Consider the following 15491-nt stretch of genomic DNA (forward strand, 5'->3'; position numbering starts at 1 on the left):
CCTGCTGCGCAAGGCGTGCCCGGCAGTGGCCGGCACCCGTTGCTGCGCAGCACAGGTGCTGGCGGCGTGTAGCATGCGCCGCCAAGTCACCCCCCGCCCTCTTGCATCAGCTTGAGGGCGTCTAGCTCGCCACCGCGGACTTTACTCTTCGCGGTGGTGCTTTTACGGGCGCGCAGCGGAACCGTCGCGCGCTTCACAAGCGTCTTGATCTCGGCTGGAGACAAGCCGGGATGTTTGGCGAGCAGCAATGCGATTGCGCCGCTCACATGGGAGGTGGCCATGGATGTTCCACTCATCTCATGGTGCTTGCCTTGCACCCAGGAGGACACAATTTTGTCCCCGGGAGCATAGACGTCCACATAAGCACCGCGATTGCTGAATGAAGCAATACGTCTGTTTTTGTCGGTAGCCCCAACCGAGATGGTCTGCGGATATCGAGCAGGATAATCGATGCTGCGGCGCTTGCCGTCATTTCCTGACGAAGCCACAATGACGATTCCTGCTTGATATGCACGGTTGACCACATCAAGCAAAGATTTACTTCGTGTTTTCATACCGAAACTCATATTGATAATATCCACCTTGTTGCGTACACACCAGTCGATGCCGAGTACGATGTCCGAGACATAAGCGGAGCCGTTGTGATCAAAGGCTTTGACGGGGTAGATTAATGAACGCGGGGCAACGCCGATCATGCCTTCGGTACTGTTGGCTGCGGCAATGGTTCCTGCAATATGGGTACCGTGACCGTTGTCATCATGGGGAAGCAAGCTTCGGTTCAACAGATTAATGCCACGGGCAAGGGAGTATCGTAGATCAGGGTGATGGTAATCTGCTCCTGTATCAATAACACCAATTTTGATTCGGTGTCCTGTTGAAACAGACCATACTTTAGGGGCTCGAATTTGCTTCACACCCCAGGGTATGCCTTGAGGGGTGCTGGGTTTGTTGTGGAGTGCAGTAGAATGCAGCGAGACAGGAGTGTCTTCCTCTAACGTAATGTCGTCCCCGTATCGATATAACACGTCCGGGCGCTGGACAGGAGCGATGAGAGTTCTGGCAAGCCTTGAGGTTCGAACGCCTCCCAGATCGGTGAATTCATTGCGCATTCGGGATAATTCAACGAGACAGGCCTCGTACTGCTGCGGTTTGGCGAATCGAATCAGATAACGTCCCCCGTGTTCAGGTTCGGGGCATCTCATTCCGTCAATCAACTGATGCAATAAACCGGTATAGTCCATTATGGGCTGCCCCCTTCGGGATGAACATGCTGAGGTATTCTATGAATGCGCTCATCCCGGCGCATGGGGAACTTGCCCTTTTTTTATAAAAACACATTCTCTCCGTGTCAAAACGGGCGCAGGTACATATGATGGATGGAGGGCTAGAGGGCTCTTGCGGGGAACCTGGTGAGGAGCAATCCTACGAGGGTATACAGTCAGAAGGCGGAGGGGACTCCGTCTTTTACATATGGTTTGGGCTTTTGTTCATAGAGATAGCGTACATATTATTCATTGCTTCCTTATCATTCTGTCTCTCGAAGTGAGAAGATCGGGATATGGATCAAAGGACGGATGTGTAAATATGGGACATGCTTACATAAAAACTTGCTTTTTAACGCTAAATAGGTTTTACTTAGGTTTGTTAATGGATATGTTATACGTAACGATCCAGTTTGCAGGGGATATAAAGTGAATTATGTGTGAGAGGAAGTGTCTTCAGTGAGTACCTCGCTCAATTTGAAAATTGATAAAGAAAAGGTAAGAGAGATCCCTTTGGTGGATCTGGCCTTTATGGTGCTGAAAGCGGCAAACACGCCGTATTACTACCGGGATTTGATGAATGAGGTAGCGAAACAGCGCGGAATGACAGATGAAGAGATCAACGAGTATATCGCCCAGCTGTATACCGAAATTAATATCGATGGCCGTTTTGCTTGCGTCGGTACGAGTCTTTGGGGATTGAAACGCTGGTATCCGGTTGTTGGATCGGAAGATTCCATGACGGGTGCGAAGCGTCCGCGTATCATCAACGATGAAGATGATGATCTGGAAGACGAAGACTTCGGTGAAGAGGACGACAGCTACAACAGTGACGAAGACTTCGACAGCACAGATGATGATCAAGACGAAGATGAAGACGAAGATGACGATGATGATGACATCTTTGATGAAGAAGACAGTGAAGAAGAAGTGCTGGTTGAAGATGACGATTTGGAAGACGAAGACCTCGAAGAAGACGAAGAAGAGTCCGAAGACGAGGATGAATTTGACGACGATTCCGATAATCGGTAATCCTTTTTGCTGACGAAAAATTGCCCGTTTTTTCCCCGATAGTCAGCCTTGACAGCAGACGGGGTAACGGGTAAACTATTGCATGGGCTTATGAATGAGCGACAATATATTTATGTTTTTTTAGAGAAAGTGCCCCGTCCTGCGGGAGTACTTTCTTTTTGTATTTTTAGAGGCAGAATGATGCCAAACGATTACTTTTCCGACTGCTTCCGGCCAAACCTTTTCGGCCTGTTTTTTTGTATGTTCAAACAAAGAAAATGGAACTACCGACGAGGTTTGTAGTGGGACAAGCGTGGATGAAGGCTCCCGGAAAGTTTGCATTATTTTTTGCCAGGAATGATGTGTTAGTTAAAGCCGTCTTCGCTGGAAAGGGCAGTTCGCAGATGCAGTTAATTTCTGCCATTGCTCTTTTTAACGATGATTACCTGGGAAACGGGTTACGATAACACCATATATCGCCTGAATTTCTGTACTTATATTAGGAGGGTAATAACAGTGACAAAGTATATTTTCGTGACGGGCGGAGTTGTGTCCTCCCTGGGCAAAGGGATTACAGCAGCCTCGCTGGGCAGATTGCTGAAGAACAGAGGACTCAAAGTAACAATCCAAAAATTCGATCCATACATCAACATTGACCCGGGAACCATGAGTCCTTATCAACATGGTGAGGTATTCGTAACGGATGATGGCGCAGAGACGGACCTGGACCTTGGCCACTACGAACGTTTTATCGACATCAACCTTTCCAAAAACAGCAATGTCACGACAGGTAAAGTGTACTCTTCTGTAATCAGCAAAGAGCGTCGCGGAGAGTATCTGGGCGGTACAGTTCAAGTCATTCCACATATCACAAACGAGATCAAAGAGCGTGTATTCCGCGCTGGACGTGAAGCGGGTTCGGATGTTGTTATTACCGAGATTGGCGGAACGGTGGGTGACATCGAGAGTTTGCCATTCCTGGAAGCGATTCGTCAGATCAAGAGTGATGTAGGTCGTGACAACGTGATGTACATTCACGTTACACTGATTCCATATATCAAAGCAGCGGGTGAAGTCAAAACAAAACCGACACAACACAGTGTGAAGGAATTGCGTAGCATTGGTATCCAACCAAACGTTATCGTTTGTCGTACGGAATATGAGCTGTCCAAGGACATGAAGGCCAAAATCGCACTTTTCTGTGATATTGACGAGAATGCAGTCGTTGAATGCCGTGATGCAAGCACGTTGTATGAAGTACCACTTAACCTTCGTGAAGAGGGTCTGGATGAAATCGTGGTTAACCATCTGAAACTGACTACTCCTGCACCGGATATGAGCGAGTGGGAAGGTCTGGTGAACCGGATCAGCAAGCTGGAGCGTACGGTCGAGATTGCAATCGTTGGTAAATATGTGGCATTGCATGATGCGTACCTGAGTGTTGTAGAGTCCCTGTCACATGCAGGGTTTGCATCCAATGCGGACGTGAAGATCCGCTGGGTTCCTTCTGAAGATATTACCGATGAGAATGTAGGCGACATGTTGCATGGTATTGGTGGTATTCTTGTTCCTGGTGGCTTCGGTGATCGCGGTATTGAAGGCAAAGTATCGGCAATTCGTTATGCCCGTGAAAAAAATATTCCGTTCTTCGGAATTTGCCTGGGTATGCAGGTTTCTGTCATTGAATATGCACGCTCTATCGTTGGTTTGAACGGAGCAAACAGTTCGGAGATTAACCCGGCTACCGAGTTCCCGGTAATTGACCTGCTGCCTGAGCAAAAAGATATTGAAAATCTGGGCGGTACGATGCGTCTTGGTCTGTACCCTTGTAAGCTGCAGGAAGGTTCTTTGGCGATGTCATGTTACGACGATGAGTTGGTATACGAAAGACACCGTCACCGGTACGAGTTTAACAACGAATACCGTGAAGCGATTGAAAAAGCAGGTCTTGTTATTTCCGGTACATCACCGGATGGACGCCTGGTTGAGATTGTGGAACTTCCTGGACACCCTTGGTTCTTGGCAGTACAGTTCCATCCGGAATTCACTTCCCGTCCGAACCGTCCGCAACCATTGTTCCGTGAGTTTGTGAAAGCTTCTCTGGAGAACGCGGAGAAATAATAAATTGAATCATTGAAAACCCTAGTATTATGAGGATGTTTCTGGCTGCTATTATAGCGCGGAAACGTCCTTTTCTTTTTAATAAAGATGTAGATTGATTTACCCTTTGTCAATTTGAGATAATAGAAGGATTTTACTGGAAGAGGTAGAATACTTATCATGACGACTATGGGATAGTTATCCAGATGTAATGTGTATATGCTTTCCTAATTCTAGGAGGTTACAGCGTGGAAGAGAAAAAAGTTCTGATTGTCGATGACCAAAACGGTATTCGTATTCTACTGATGGAAGTGTTCAGCAGCGAAGGGTATAACACATTTCAGGCGGCAAACGGCAAGATTGCGCTCGAAATCGTCAATAAGGACAAGCCGGATCTCGTTCTGCTGGACATGAAAATTCCGGGGATGGACGGGCTTGAAATACTGAAGCATATCAAGGAGATTGACCCTGATATCAAGGTTATTATGATGACGGCGTATGGAGAACTTGACATGATCAAGGAAGCTACCGATCTTGGCGCGCTCATGCATTTTACGAAACCGTTTGATATTGATGAGATGCGTGTGGCCGTTAATATGCAACTTCGCAATGGCGCTGCGAACAAATGCAGCTAAATCCTGTCGATACAGGATTTTTTTGCGTCAACCACCAACCACATGTAATCATGAGAAAATGGAGTATTTCACCTGTTAGTGTAGGGAATATTGGAAATGGTAACGCCATCATGCCGTGTCTGTGAAAACTGTGCTGCAAAGCACAGCATTTTTGCAAAAGCTTGTTTAGTATTTGACATGGGATGTGGTATAATAAGCCCGTATGTGATTTCGGCTAAAAACCATAGACACAACCCAAACCCCTAGGAGGATTGAAACCATGCCATTAGTATCTATGACAGACATGTTGAACAAAGCACTTGAAGGAAAATATGCAGTTGGTCAATACAACATCAACAACCTTGAGTGGACTCAAGCGATTCTTACTGCTGCTGAAGAAGAGAAATCCCCAGTAATTCTGGGCGTATCCGAAGGTGCAGCACGTCACATGGGCGGCTTTACTACTGTAGTTAAAATGGTAGAAGGACTCTTGATTGACATGAAAATTTCCGTACCAGTTGCAATCCATCTGGATCACGGTTCAAGCTTCGACAAATGTAAAGAAGCAATCGATGCTGGCTTTACATCCGTTATGATCGACGGTTCCCATCACTCCATCGATGAGAACATCGAAATGACTAAAAAAGTCGTTGAATACGCACACGCTAAAGGCGTTTCTGTAGAAGCTGAAGTTGGTACTGTAGGCGGACAAGAAGACGACGTTATCGGTGGTATTCAATACGCTGACTTGAACGAATGTATCCGCATCGTTAAAGAAACAGGTATCGATACTTTGGCACCAGCTCTGGGTTCCGTTCACGGTCCTTACCAAGGCGAGCCAAACCTCGGCTTCAAAGAAATGGAAGAAGTTCGTGACGCGGTACAAGTTCCACTCGTATTGCACGGTGGTACAGGTATTCCTAAGCACGATATCGATAAAGCAATCTCTTTGGGTACTTCCAAAATCAACGTGAACACAGAGAACCAAATCTCGTTCACAAAAGCAGTTCGTGAAGTGCTTGCAGCAAAACCAAACGCTTACGATCCACGTACGTTCATCGTACCAGGCCGTGATGCAATCAAAGAAACTGTTAAAGGTAAAATCCGTGAGTTTGGTTCCAACAACAAAGCGTAATTTATCTTTAAAAGTTCCATACTGTGAAATGGAAGAACACCGCCTAGCCGGTGTCTTTCCATTTTCACACCTTATTTCTACATCGTTAGCCATCAGCACGTATTGCCGTTCATCGGCTGCAAAACACGTAGGGGGACATTAAGCTTTATGGAAAAATTAATGATTAGTGGCGGACGTCCGTTACAGGGAACTGTAACTATAAGCGGTGCCAAAAACAGCGCCATTGCGCTTATTCCTGCAGCATTGCTTGCCGAGTCAGAGGTCGTGTTGGATAACTTGCCATTACTCAGTGACGTGGCCGTATATGCAGAAATTTTGGAGGAACTTGGGGCGCGTGTGACTTGGGAAGGTAGTCAGATGAAAATTGATCCTTCTGATATTAAATCCATTCCGATGCCAAACGGTCCTGTGAAGAAACTTCGTGCTTCTTATTATATGATGGGAGCACTGCTTGGACGTTTTAAAGAAGCAACAATAGGTTTGCCCGGAGGTTGTAATTTTGAACCTCGTCCAATTGATCAACACATCAAAGGGTTTGAAGCGCTTGGCGCAACCGTGACGAATGAACATGGCTCTATCCATTTGTATGCCAAAGAGCTACGCGGAGCTAAAATATATCTTGATGTAAGCAGTGTTGGTGCAACCATCAACATTATGCTGGCGGCCACTCGTGCCAAAGGCTCTACAATTATTGAAAATGCGGCTAAAGAGCCTGAGATTATAGATGTAGCAACACTTTTGAATTCTATGGGTGCCAGCATCAAAGGTGCAGGTACAGAAACGATTCGAATCGAAGGGGTCTCGGAGCTTAAGGGTTGCCGTCACTCCATTATTCCGGATCGGATTCAAGCGGGCACGTATATGATCGCTGCGGCGGCCACGCGCGGAGATGTACTCATTGATAATGTCATCCCCAAACATCTGGAGGCTTTAACGGCCAAGTTGCTGGAGATGGGAGTGGGTATCGAGGAGCTGGACGAAAGTATTCGGGTTATTGGACAGCCGCAGTACAGTCATGTTGATGTAAAGGCGCTGGTATATCCAGGATTCCCTACCGACCTGCAGTCCCCAATGACCAGTGTATTAACACAAGCGAACGGTGTAAGTGTACTGAGTGACTTTGTATACAGCAATCGGTTCAAACATGTGCCTGAACTGGTTCGTATGGGCGCCAAAATCCGTGTGGAAGGCCGATCAGCCATTATTGAAGGCAGTGCACTGAATGCGGCTAAAGTAAAAGCGTCGGATCTTCGTGCTGGTGCAGCACTAGTCATCGCGGGACTTACCGTCAGTGAAGGAGTTACTGAGGTGACGGGAGTTGAGTTTATTGATCGTGGTTACGATCATTTGGTGACCAACCTACGTTTGCTTGGTGCAGACGTGTGGCGGGAAACCGAATAGGTATTGATTAAGGCGCAGCATCGCAAATATTCCCGCTTGAAGCGTGTTTTGTAGCGGTGCTGCATAACCTATAGTAGAATAGGGTATACTATTCTAATAGATTTTGTATTCTCTTCCGGATATGATGAACTGTAACAGGTTCTCGTTTCGGAGGGTCTTTTTTTGAAATAAACATCATAAGGCTTTAGAACACATCATTTCTTATATTGTTTTTGAAAATCATTCCCTTTCTCCAATCCCCGGATTTGTTTGAACCTGCGCTTCATAGCCGGTCTTCCCGGATCGATCGCCCCATGTTTGGAGTTCACTCATTAAGGATTATGCCATGTAATGGCCATTCCACCCGGAAACTTACACACCAAGACATGTATTTGCATTATAACGGTTACATTCCGTACAATGGATAGAAGAGATTGTGGTAGAACTGCTTTCTATGGCTTGAATTAGCTAACGAAACTATCCATTTCACGGACTCATTAATTGAATAGGTGGTTATTATATGGATCTGCAAATTTCCGATTTGGAAGAAATGAAATTAACGGACCTCTATAAGCTGGCGAAAAAATACCAGATTCCTTATTACGGGACCCTTAAAAAGAAAGAATTAATCTTTGCAATACTCCGTGCGCAAGCGGAACAAAGTGGTTTGATGTTTATGCAGGGCGTGCTCGAGATTTTACCTGAAGGTTACGGCTTCTTGAGGCCAATCAACTATTTGCCAAGTACAGAAGATATTTATATCTCGGCCTCACAGATTCGCAAGTTTGATTTACGAACGGGTGACCTTGTATCAGGTAAGTGTCGAACGCCAAAAGAAAATGAGAGATATTTCGGTTTATTGCAAGTTAACGCTGTGAATGGTGAGAATCCATCGGCGGCTGCGGAGAGACTTCACTTCCCGGCATTAACCCCATTGTATCCGCAGAAGAAACTGGTTCTTGAAACATCCCCGAGCCATTTATCCACACGTATTATGGATGTGCTTGCCCCTGTAGGGTTGGGACAACGTGGATTGATCGTAGCACCTCCCAAAGCCGGTAAAACGCTTCTCCTCAAAGAAATTGCCAACAGCATCTCAACTAACAATCCAGAAATTGAACTTTTTGTCCTGTTGATTGATGAACGTCCAGAAGAAGTAACGGATATGTCTCGTTCGGTAAAAGGTGAAGTTGTCGCTTCCACGTTTGATGAGTTGCCCGAGAATCATATCAAAGTAGCGGAACTGGTGCTGGAGCGCGCTCTGCGTTTGGTTGAAGCCAAAAAGGATGTCGTTATTTTGCTCGATAGTATCACACGTCTGGCTCGTGCATATAACCTGGTGATTCCACCATCTGGACGTACACTAAGTGGTGGTATTGATCCAGCAGCATTCCATCGTCCAAAGCGTTTCTTTGGTTCTGCTCGTAACGTGGAGGAAGGCGGTAGCTTGACTATTTTGGCAACAGCGTTGATTGATACGGGGTCGCGTATGGATGACATCATTTATGAAGAATTTAAAGGTACGGGTAATATGGAGCTTCATCTGGATCGCAAATTGGCTGAACGCCGTATTTTCCCTGCCATCGATATTCGCCGTTCCGGTACACGCCGTGAAGAGGTATTGCTTAGCAAGGAAGAGCTGGATACGATCTGGGCTATTCGTAAAAATATGAATGATTCCCATGACTTCGTTGAAGGTTTCCTGAAAAAACTACGCAACAGTAAAACGAATGCCGAGTTCCTGGCTGCGTTTGACGCGGCTGGCAATGCGCCCTCCAGCAATGCTGGAACGACGACAACTCGCCGTTCCCCAAGACAAACGGCTACATCAGGAACATCGAATTAACATTTGAACTGCAGTTTGAATTCGTATAACGTAGCCATGATCGTTGTAAGATAAAGATGTGGCTGACTGTACAATCAACTGACTGCAATATAATATACTCGTCGTCAGGTTTAACCCAATAGATGTGAGGAGAACATCATGTATTTAGTATACGCAGATGAAAAAGGTAATGTTTTTGATCATCCCTCCCTGTACGGACTCGCCCGTAGTGGAGATATGATTGTCGAGATAATGGAGGATGAGTTGATTCCTCTGCCGGACGGTGCAACATTGGTTGGTCTTCCAAGCACCCGTCCTATCGGTATGGACCCGGATACAGGCGAGATGTTGCCGTTGCCGAGTGATACACAAGCTGTAGGGGCTCTGTTGCCGCAAGGTTTTACGCGTCTGTGCTTGCCGGGTTACGTAAAAACGGATAAGGATTACAAGCTGCCGTTGTTTGGATACTCGGCTGTCGTTTGGAAAGATGGCGGTTTCTACGTTACGGCTTCCCAGTCCGATATTCCTGAGAAGTGGAATCCGATGAACTGTGATCGTGACGATGTGCGCTCTGGGGTTAAACGATTTACGGAGAAGTATCCAGAGAACCGTTTATACACCCACCTGTCCAATTGTGCACTGGGTTATGAGTGTCTCACGTCTTCCAACACATTCTTGAATCGTTGGGAAGGCGGCGTTCCTGTATCATACTCATGTAATGCTGGTTGTTTCGGTTGTATCTCTGAACAGCCGGATGACAGTGGATTTGTATCACCTCAAACACGGATGAATTTCCGTCCTCGTGTAGATGAGATCGTTGAAGTGATGCTGGAACATCTGAAAACACCCGAATCTATTATTAGCTTCGGACAGGGGTGTGAAGGTGAACCTTCCACACAGGCCAAGCTGATCATCGAAGCTATTCGCGAAGTGCGCTCCATTACGGATATGGGTTACATCAACATTAATACCAATGCTGGATTGAATGATCATATCCGCGGAATTGTGGATGCGGGGCTGGATCTGATGCGTGTGAGTACGATCAGTGCATTGGATGATCATTACAACGCGTATTACAAACCTCGTGGATATACATTGGCTAATGTAGAGAAATCAATGAAGTACGCTGCGGAGCAAGGGGTATATACCTCCATTAACTATCTGATCTTCCCGGGTGTAACCGATCGTGAGGAAGAGATCGAGGCAATGATTGAATTTGCACGCCGCACCAACCTGCGATTGATTCAGATGCGTAACCTGAATATTGACCCGGAGAGCTATCTGGAGTTAATTCCGCCAGCACAGGGAGATATATTGGGAATGAAGCAGATGCTGGAGATATTTGCGGAAGAGTTGCCGGATGTTGTCATCGGGTCGTATACGCATGTTCCACCGGCTGGGATGGCTCGTCCCAAAAAGCTAATTACCTCTTGAATGAATTAGATTGCAACCGGGTTTAGGCCGTGTTATAATCTGCTGTGTTGTGCCATTTACTCTGGGTCCGCTTGAGGCTCAGGGCGGAAAGAGGTGAAAGGTAATGAAAGAAGCAATTCATCCTAAATACACGATTGGTCAAGTATCCTGCGCATGCGGTAATACTTTTGAGACTGGTTCGGTTAAAGAAGGACTTCGTGTAGAGATTTGCTCCGCGTGCCACCCGTTCTTCACAGGTAAACAGAAGTTTATCGATGCTGGCGGCCGTGTGGACCGTTTCAAAAAGAAATACGGAATCTAATCGTACAATTCCTTGTGGATTGTCTAATTATTGTATCCCAATCACCCCTGCTATTTTGGCAGGGGTTTTTAGTTACTTATACAGAGAAGTGTGTGGTTTCCATTTTCCAGCCGGTTGCATTTTGGACTACCTTGCGTTATACTATTTCTTACCGTGCTAGATGGGGAGGTAGCGGTGCCCTGTAACTCGCAATCCGCTATAGCGAGGTTGAATTCCTGTTAGAGGTTTTGTCGATGTGAGGTTTGGTCCCTGAACGTGGTGTTGACGGTTGGGTCCTCCGCAATGAGTACTCATGAACCTGGTCAGGTCCGGAAGGAAGCAGCCATAAGTGAGATCACTCTTGTGCCGGAGGGTTGCCTAGCCTGAGCTATTGTTCAGGGGTGCCGCTTGGATCGCAAATATCGATAGCAGGTGCACGGCTTAACCTTTTAAATTGTAGAGACCTTTGCAGCAGTATAAATGCAGGGGTCTTTTTTGATATGTTAAAAAACCGCGTATGAAATGAGTCAGATAAAGTTTGGATTCACTCTGGAATATAGTATAATGGGGTGACGACAACGGACTCGAATGCGAAGTGGAAGGAAGGTAACGCATCATGGAGCATATCGCGTTATACCGGGCGTGGCGTCCTCAGTCGTTCCAGGATATGGTGGGACAACAACATATTATTCAGACCTTGCAGAACGCGATTCGTGAACAGCGGACCTCCCACGCTTATTTGTTTAGCGGTCCCCGAGGGACGGGGAAGACAAGTGCGGCCAAAATATTGGCCAAGGCTGTAAACTGTGAACGCGGACCTGCAACTGAGCCTTGTAACGAATGTGAGGCTTGCCGCCGAATTACGAATGGCGCTGTTATGGATGTGCAGGAGATTGATGCTGCCTCCAATCGGGGCGTCGAGGAAATCCGTGATCTTCGGGAAAAGGTGAAGTATGCCCCTACCGAAGTCCGGCAGAAAGTTTATATTATTGATGAAGTGCACATGTTGACGACAGAGGCGTTCAATGCTTTGCTCAAAACATTGGAGGAGCCGCCGCCACATGTAATGTTTATTTTAGCAACGACAGAACCGCATCGTCTGCCTGCTACCATTATATCGCGTTGTCAGCGATTTGATTTTCGCCGCGTATCTCTGGAAGAACAGACAGCCAGATTGACTTTGATCTGTGAACAGGAAGGGATGGAAGCGGATCAAGATGCGTTGCAGTACATTGCCCGTCTATCTGATGGTGGGATGAGGGATGCGCTCAGTGTGCTGGATCAAATCTCTTCATTTACCGATGGGAAAGTAACGTATCAGCAGGTTATGGACATGACAGGCGGTATTCCTTCAGAACAATTTGCCAAGCTCGCATCCTCCTTGCTCAAAGGGGATGTCGGTCATATTTTGCAGATGATCGAGGGCTTTATGCATGAAGGCAAGAGTGCGGACAAATGTATGGAGAATCTGCTCTACTATTTCCGGGATTTACTGATGATCAAGATGGTGCCAGATGCGGACAAACTGACGGATCGGGTGTTGAACCCGGAATCGTTTCGAGATATGGCGGAATCGTTTACGAAGGAACAGTTGTTTCAGATGATCGATACGCTGAATCGGTACCAGAGTGAGATGAAATATGCAGTTCAGCCGCAGACATTGTTTGAGGTGGCTCTGCTTAAACTGTGTAGTATCCCGGCTATGGGCGGAGCAGCTTCATCGGTTGGAGTGACTTCTCCTTCTGCACCCGCTGATACTGGAGAGATCAATCGATTGAAACAGCAGCTTGCTGAGCTGGAGAAAAAGCTAGATCGAGCGCTCAAGAGTGGTCTGTCAGGTGGGGATGCGGCTTCAAATGCTCCTGCACGACCGGCAACACGTGCGCCAATGTCCAGAGCGAACGCTCCAGTGAAGCTTCCGGCGAATTTGGATCAATATATTGCGCGCAAAGGATCTTCAGAATTCACGGAGATCAGCAAAAAATGGAGCCAGATTTTGCAACGTGTCAAAGAAGAGAAAGTTACGGTTCATGCTTGGTTTATGGATGGAGAGCCGGTTTCACTGCTCGAAGACAATGTGCTGGTTGCTTTTAAGAACAACATCCACCGTGAAACAACCGAAAAACAGGCGAATCGTGATGTCATTGAGCGGGTGCTTTCGGAACAGCTTGGGCGTCCGGCTCGACTTGTGACGATGATGCTTAGGGACTGGACTGGTGCGATGGAAGGAGCTTCTGAAACGCCAAAGGAGGATTTTAAGCTTGAACCAGAGCATGAAGATGGTGGTTCAGGCGATAAACAGCCTTGGATTGATGAAGCTATTCAGTTATTTGGCGAAGATCTCGTAGTCATTAAAGAGTAGTACATTACGATGTAATGTGTATAATTTGAGATAACTATATTAAAGGAGATGACGGATATGAATAACATGAACCAAATGATGAAACAAGTGAAGAAAATGCAGGAGCAAATGCTGAAGGCGCAGGAAGAACTCGCGGACAAAACGGTTCAAGGTACTTCTGGCGGCGGAGTGGTAACTGCTGAAGTTAACGGGCATAAAAAACTGCTTGCCATCACGATCAAGCCTGAAGCCGTAGATCCGGATGATGTTGAAATGCTTCAAGACCTTGTCATGACTGCTGTGAATGATGCTTTGACAAAAGCAGATGAAATTGCGAATCAGGATATGGGTAAATTCACGGGTGGCATGAAAATTCCGGGGTTATTTTAGTATAAACTGATCCTGTCAAAAGGAGACACAACCGATTGTATTATCCTGAACCGATAGCCAAGCTGATTGATGCCTTCACCCGTCTTCCTGGGGTGGGTCCGAAGACAGCGGCTCGTTTAGCTTTTCATGTGCTTAACATGAAGGAAGATGACGTTATTGATTTTGCCAAAGCGCTCGTGAGTGTGAAGCGTAATCTCCATTACTGTTCTGTGTGCTGTAATATTACAGATACAGACCCTTGCCGGATATGTCAGGATAAGTCGAGAGATGTGTCCGTCATCTGTGTAGTCCAAGATTCGAAAGATCTGGTAGCTATGGAGCGGACTAAGGAATTCGATGGGTACTACCATGTGTTGCAGGGGGCAATTTCTCCAATGGAGGGAATTGGTCCGGATGATATACGCTTGAAAGAGCTGTTAACTCGTTTGAGTGATGAGCGGGTAAAAGAATTGATTTTGGCGACTAATCCCAATATTGAGGGAGAAGCTACGGCGATGTACATTTCCCGCCTAGTGCGTCCGTTTGAAATTAGTGTGACCCGTATTGCTCACGGATTACCCGTGGGCGGCGATCTGGAGTATGCAGATGAAGTTACACTTTCGAAGGCGCTGGAAGGACGCAGAGAGATGCGCTAATGTATCTAGTTGCGTGTGAGCTTGATAAGGGTGTCGTTCGTATAGAAGACAATCCAATAAATTGATTTATATTGCAAGAGAGAGCCGTGAGCTCTCTCTTTTTTTTATTATAAAAGTAGATCTCCGAGTTCTAAGTTTGTCCCTTCCTTGATATGTATGAGAGTGTGCTATACGGATGGATAAGGGAGGGTGTTTATGTTGATATGGCGAAAAAAGCGTAGCTTAAGGGACGGGAAGAAGAGAGAGCTTGCGAAACTGGAGGCGGAGTTGGTTTATGTGGATGTGCAGAAGGCCAAACAAGAGTGGGAACGTGCGATGCGACAGTTTGAGGATGCTCTGGGAGAGGATGAGATCGATTATGCCATCTATGTCCTTGAAGCGGCCGAGAGGAAATATCAAATTCATTTGAAACGGGCCAAACGGTTGATTGGGATGGATGTGACTACTACCGATCGAGGACTCAGTGTGTAATTAGAGTAAGGTGGCTGAGTATACAGGTGATTTTATATATAGCTGGAGGTGGAATGTATGAAGGGTGTTATTCTGGGAAGCATATTGGTTGCCTCTCTGTTGGCACTGGTTGTTGTTTTGTTTAGAAAACGCTTAGGGTTATCAATCTTTACATCAATCGGAATTCATGTGGTGCTTGCGGCTGCTGGGATATATGTCGTAAATTACTCGGGTTGGATAACAGGAATTTATATCCCTTTAAATCCTGCAACAATAGGTACAATTACTGTTCTGGGACTCCCGGGGGTTGGTCTGTTATTGGGGTTGAAAATTTCTTTATTCGGGTAGTTGACTACCGAGCAATATATATGGTACATTATATCTCGTTGCTTTGCTTGCTTGGTTACACGCTTTGCTTGAAACAAATGAAGTTCATTATGAACTTCAAAAATAATTTCAAAAAAAGGCTTGACCAAAACAAACGAAGTATGATATATTATAAAAGTCGCCGCTGAGACAAAATGGTGATGAAAAAAGAAGTTTGATCTTTGAAAACTGAACAACGAGTGAGTATCGATCTTGCTTGCAAGATCAAAAATGAGATTTTTAATCTCGTCAGATTCAAAATGAGCTT

The 15491-nt window shown here is 46.1% G+C and carries 14 protein-coding genes and 1 other RNA gene; 14 read left to right on the forward strand and 1 reads right to left on the reverse strand.

Annotated elements, in window-relative coordinates; translation table 11 throughout:
• Positions 1-86: 86 nt before the first annotated feature.
• Positions 87-1241, reverse strand: a complete 1155-nt coding sequence (locus tag J2T16_RS27980) for a S8 family peptidase (RefSeq protein ID WP_499020070.1) — start codon at positions 1239-1241, stop codon at positions 87-89.
• Between the two features lie 480 nt (positions 1242-1721).
• Between J2T16_RS27980 and rpoE the strand changes: the two genes are divergently transcribed.
• From rpoE to J2T16_RS28050, 14 genes are all read left to right on the forward strand, one after another.
• Positions 1722-2294 carry a DNA-directed RNA polymerase subunit delta gene (rpoE, locus tag J2T16_RS27985; protein ID WP_154892127.1) on the forward strand — a complete coding sequence of 191 codons (573 nt, stop codon included), beginning with the start codon at positions 1722-1724 and terminating at the stop codon, positions 2292-2294.
• 495 nt (positions 2295-2789) lie between these two features.
• Positions 2790-4394 (forward strand): CTP synthase, encoded by a 1605-nt coding sequence (gene pyrG, locus J2T16_RS27990; protein ID WP_090924864.1) that lies wholly within the window; start codon positions 2790-2792, stop codon positions 4392-4394.
• Between the two features lie 227 nt (positions 4395-4621).
• Complete coding sequence (locus J2T16_RS27995; RefSeq protein WP_090924863.1) at positions 4622-5008, forward strand: response regulator; 387 nt, start codon at positions 4622-4624, stop codon at positions 5006-5008.
• A 259-nt stretch (positions 5009-5267) separates the two neighbouring features.
• Positions 5268-6122 carry a class II fructose-1,6-bisphosphate aldolase gene (gene fba / locus J2T16_RS28000; RefSeq protein ID WP_056698160.1) on the forward strand — a complete coding sequence of 285 codons (855 nt, stop codon included), beginning with the start codon at positions 5268-5270 and terminating at the stop codon, positions 6120-6122.
• 147 nt (positions 6123-6269) lie between these two features.
• The gene (gene murA / locus J2T16_RS28005; RefSeq protein ID WP_090924862.1) at positions 6270-7523 is read left to right on the forward strand and encodes a UDP-N-acetylglucosamine 1-carboxyvinyltransferase; all 1254 of its coding nucleotides are present in this window, start codon (positions 6270-6272) and stop codon (positions 7521-7523) included.
• A 499-nt stretch (positions 7524-8022) separates the two neighbouring features.
• Positions 8023-9348, forward strand: coding sequence for a transcription termination factor Rho (gene rho, locus J2T16_RS28010; RefSeq protein WP_090924861.1), 1326 nt, complete (start codon positions 8023-8025; stop codon positions 9346-9348).
• 138 nt (positions 9349-9486) lie between these two features.
• Positions 9487-10761 (forward strand): radical SAM family protein, encoded by a 1275-nt coding sequence (locus J2T16_RS28015; protein ID WP_090924860.1) that lies wholly within the window; start codon positions 9487-9489, stop codon positions 10759-10761.
• 103 nt (positions 10762-10864) lie between these two features.
• Positions 10865-11062 (forward strand): 50S ribosomal protein L31, encoded by a 198-nt coding sequence (gene rpmE / locus J2T16_RS28020; RefSeq protein WP_090924859.1) that lies wholly within the window; start codon positions 10865-10867, stop codon positions 11060-11062.
• Between the two features lie 151 nt (positions 11063-11213).
• Positions 11214-11481, forward strand: an RNA gene (gene ffs / locus J2T16_RS28025) — signal recognition particle sRNA large type.
• 176 nt (positions 11482-11657) lie between these two features.
• A complete protein-coding gene (gene dnaX / locus J2T16_RS28030) occupies positions 11658-13403 on the forward strand; it encodes a DNA polymerase III subunit gamma/tau (RefSeq protein WP_090924858.1) in 1746 nt (581 codons plus the stop codon).
• A gap of 57 nt (positions 13404-13460) precedes the next feature.
• Positions 13461-13772 (forward strand): YbaB/EbfC family nucleoid-associated protein, encoded by a 312-nt coding sequence (locus J2T16_RS28035; protein ID WP_090924857.1) that lies wholly within the window; start codon positions 13461-13463, stop codon positions 13770-13772.
• A gap of 35 nt (positions 13773-13807) precedes the next feature.
• Complete coding sequence (gene recR / locus J2T16_RS28040) at positions 13808-14407, forward strand: recombination mediator RecR (RefSeq protein WP_062329683.1); 600 nt, start codon at positions 13808-13810, stop codon at positions 14405-14407.
• A 195-nt stretch (positions 14408-14602) separates the two neighbouring features.
• Complete coding sequence (locus J2T16_RS28045; protein ID WP_221790083.1) at positions 14603-14878, forward strand: YaaL family protein; 276 nt, start codon at positions 14603-14605, stop codon at positions 14876-14878.
• A 57-nt stretch (positions 14879-14935) separates the two neighbouring features.
• The gene (locus tag J2T16_RS28050; RefSeq protein ID WP_221790082.1) at positions 14936-15205 is read left to right on the forward strand and encodes a pro-sigmaK processing inhibitor BofA family protein; all 270 of its coding nucleotides are present in this window, start codon (positions 14936-14938) and stop codon (positions 15203-15205) included.
• Positions 15206-15491 lie beyond the last annotated feature (286 nt).

The organism is Paenibacillus intestini, from assembly GCF_030803945.1.
In the GTDB taxonomy this organism is placed as follows: Bacteria; Bacillota; Bacilli; order Paenibacillales; family Paenibacillaceae; genus Paenibacillus; species Paenibacillus polysaccharolyticus.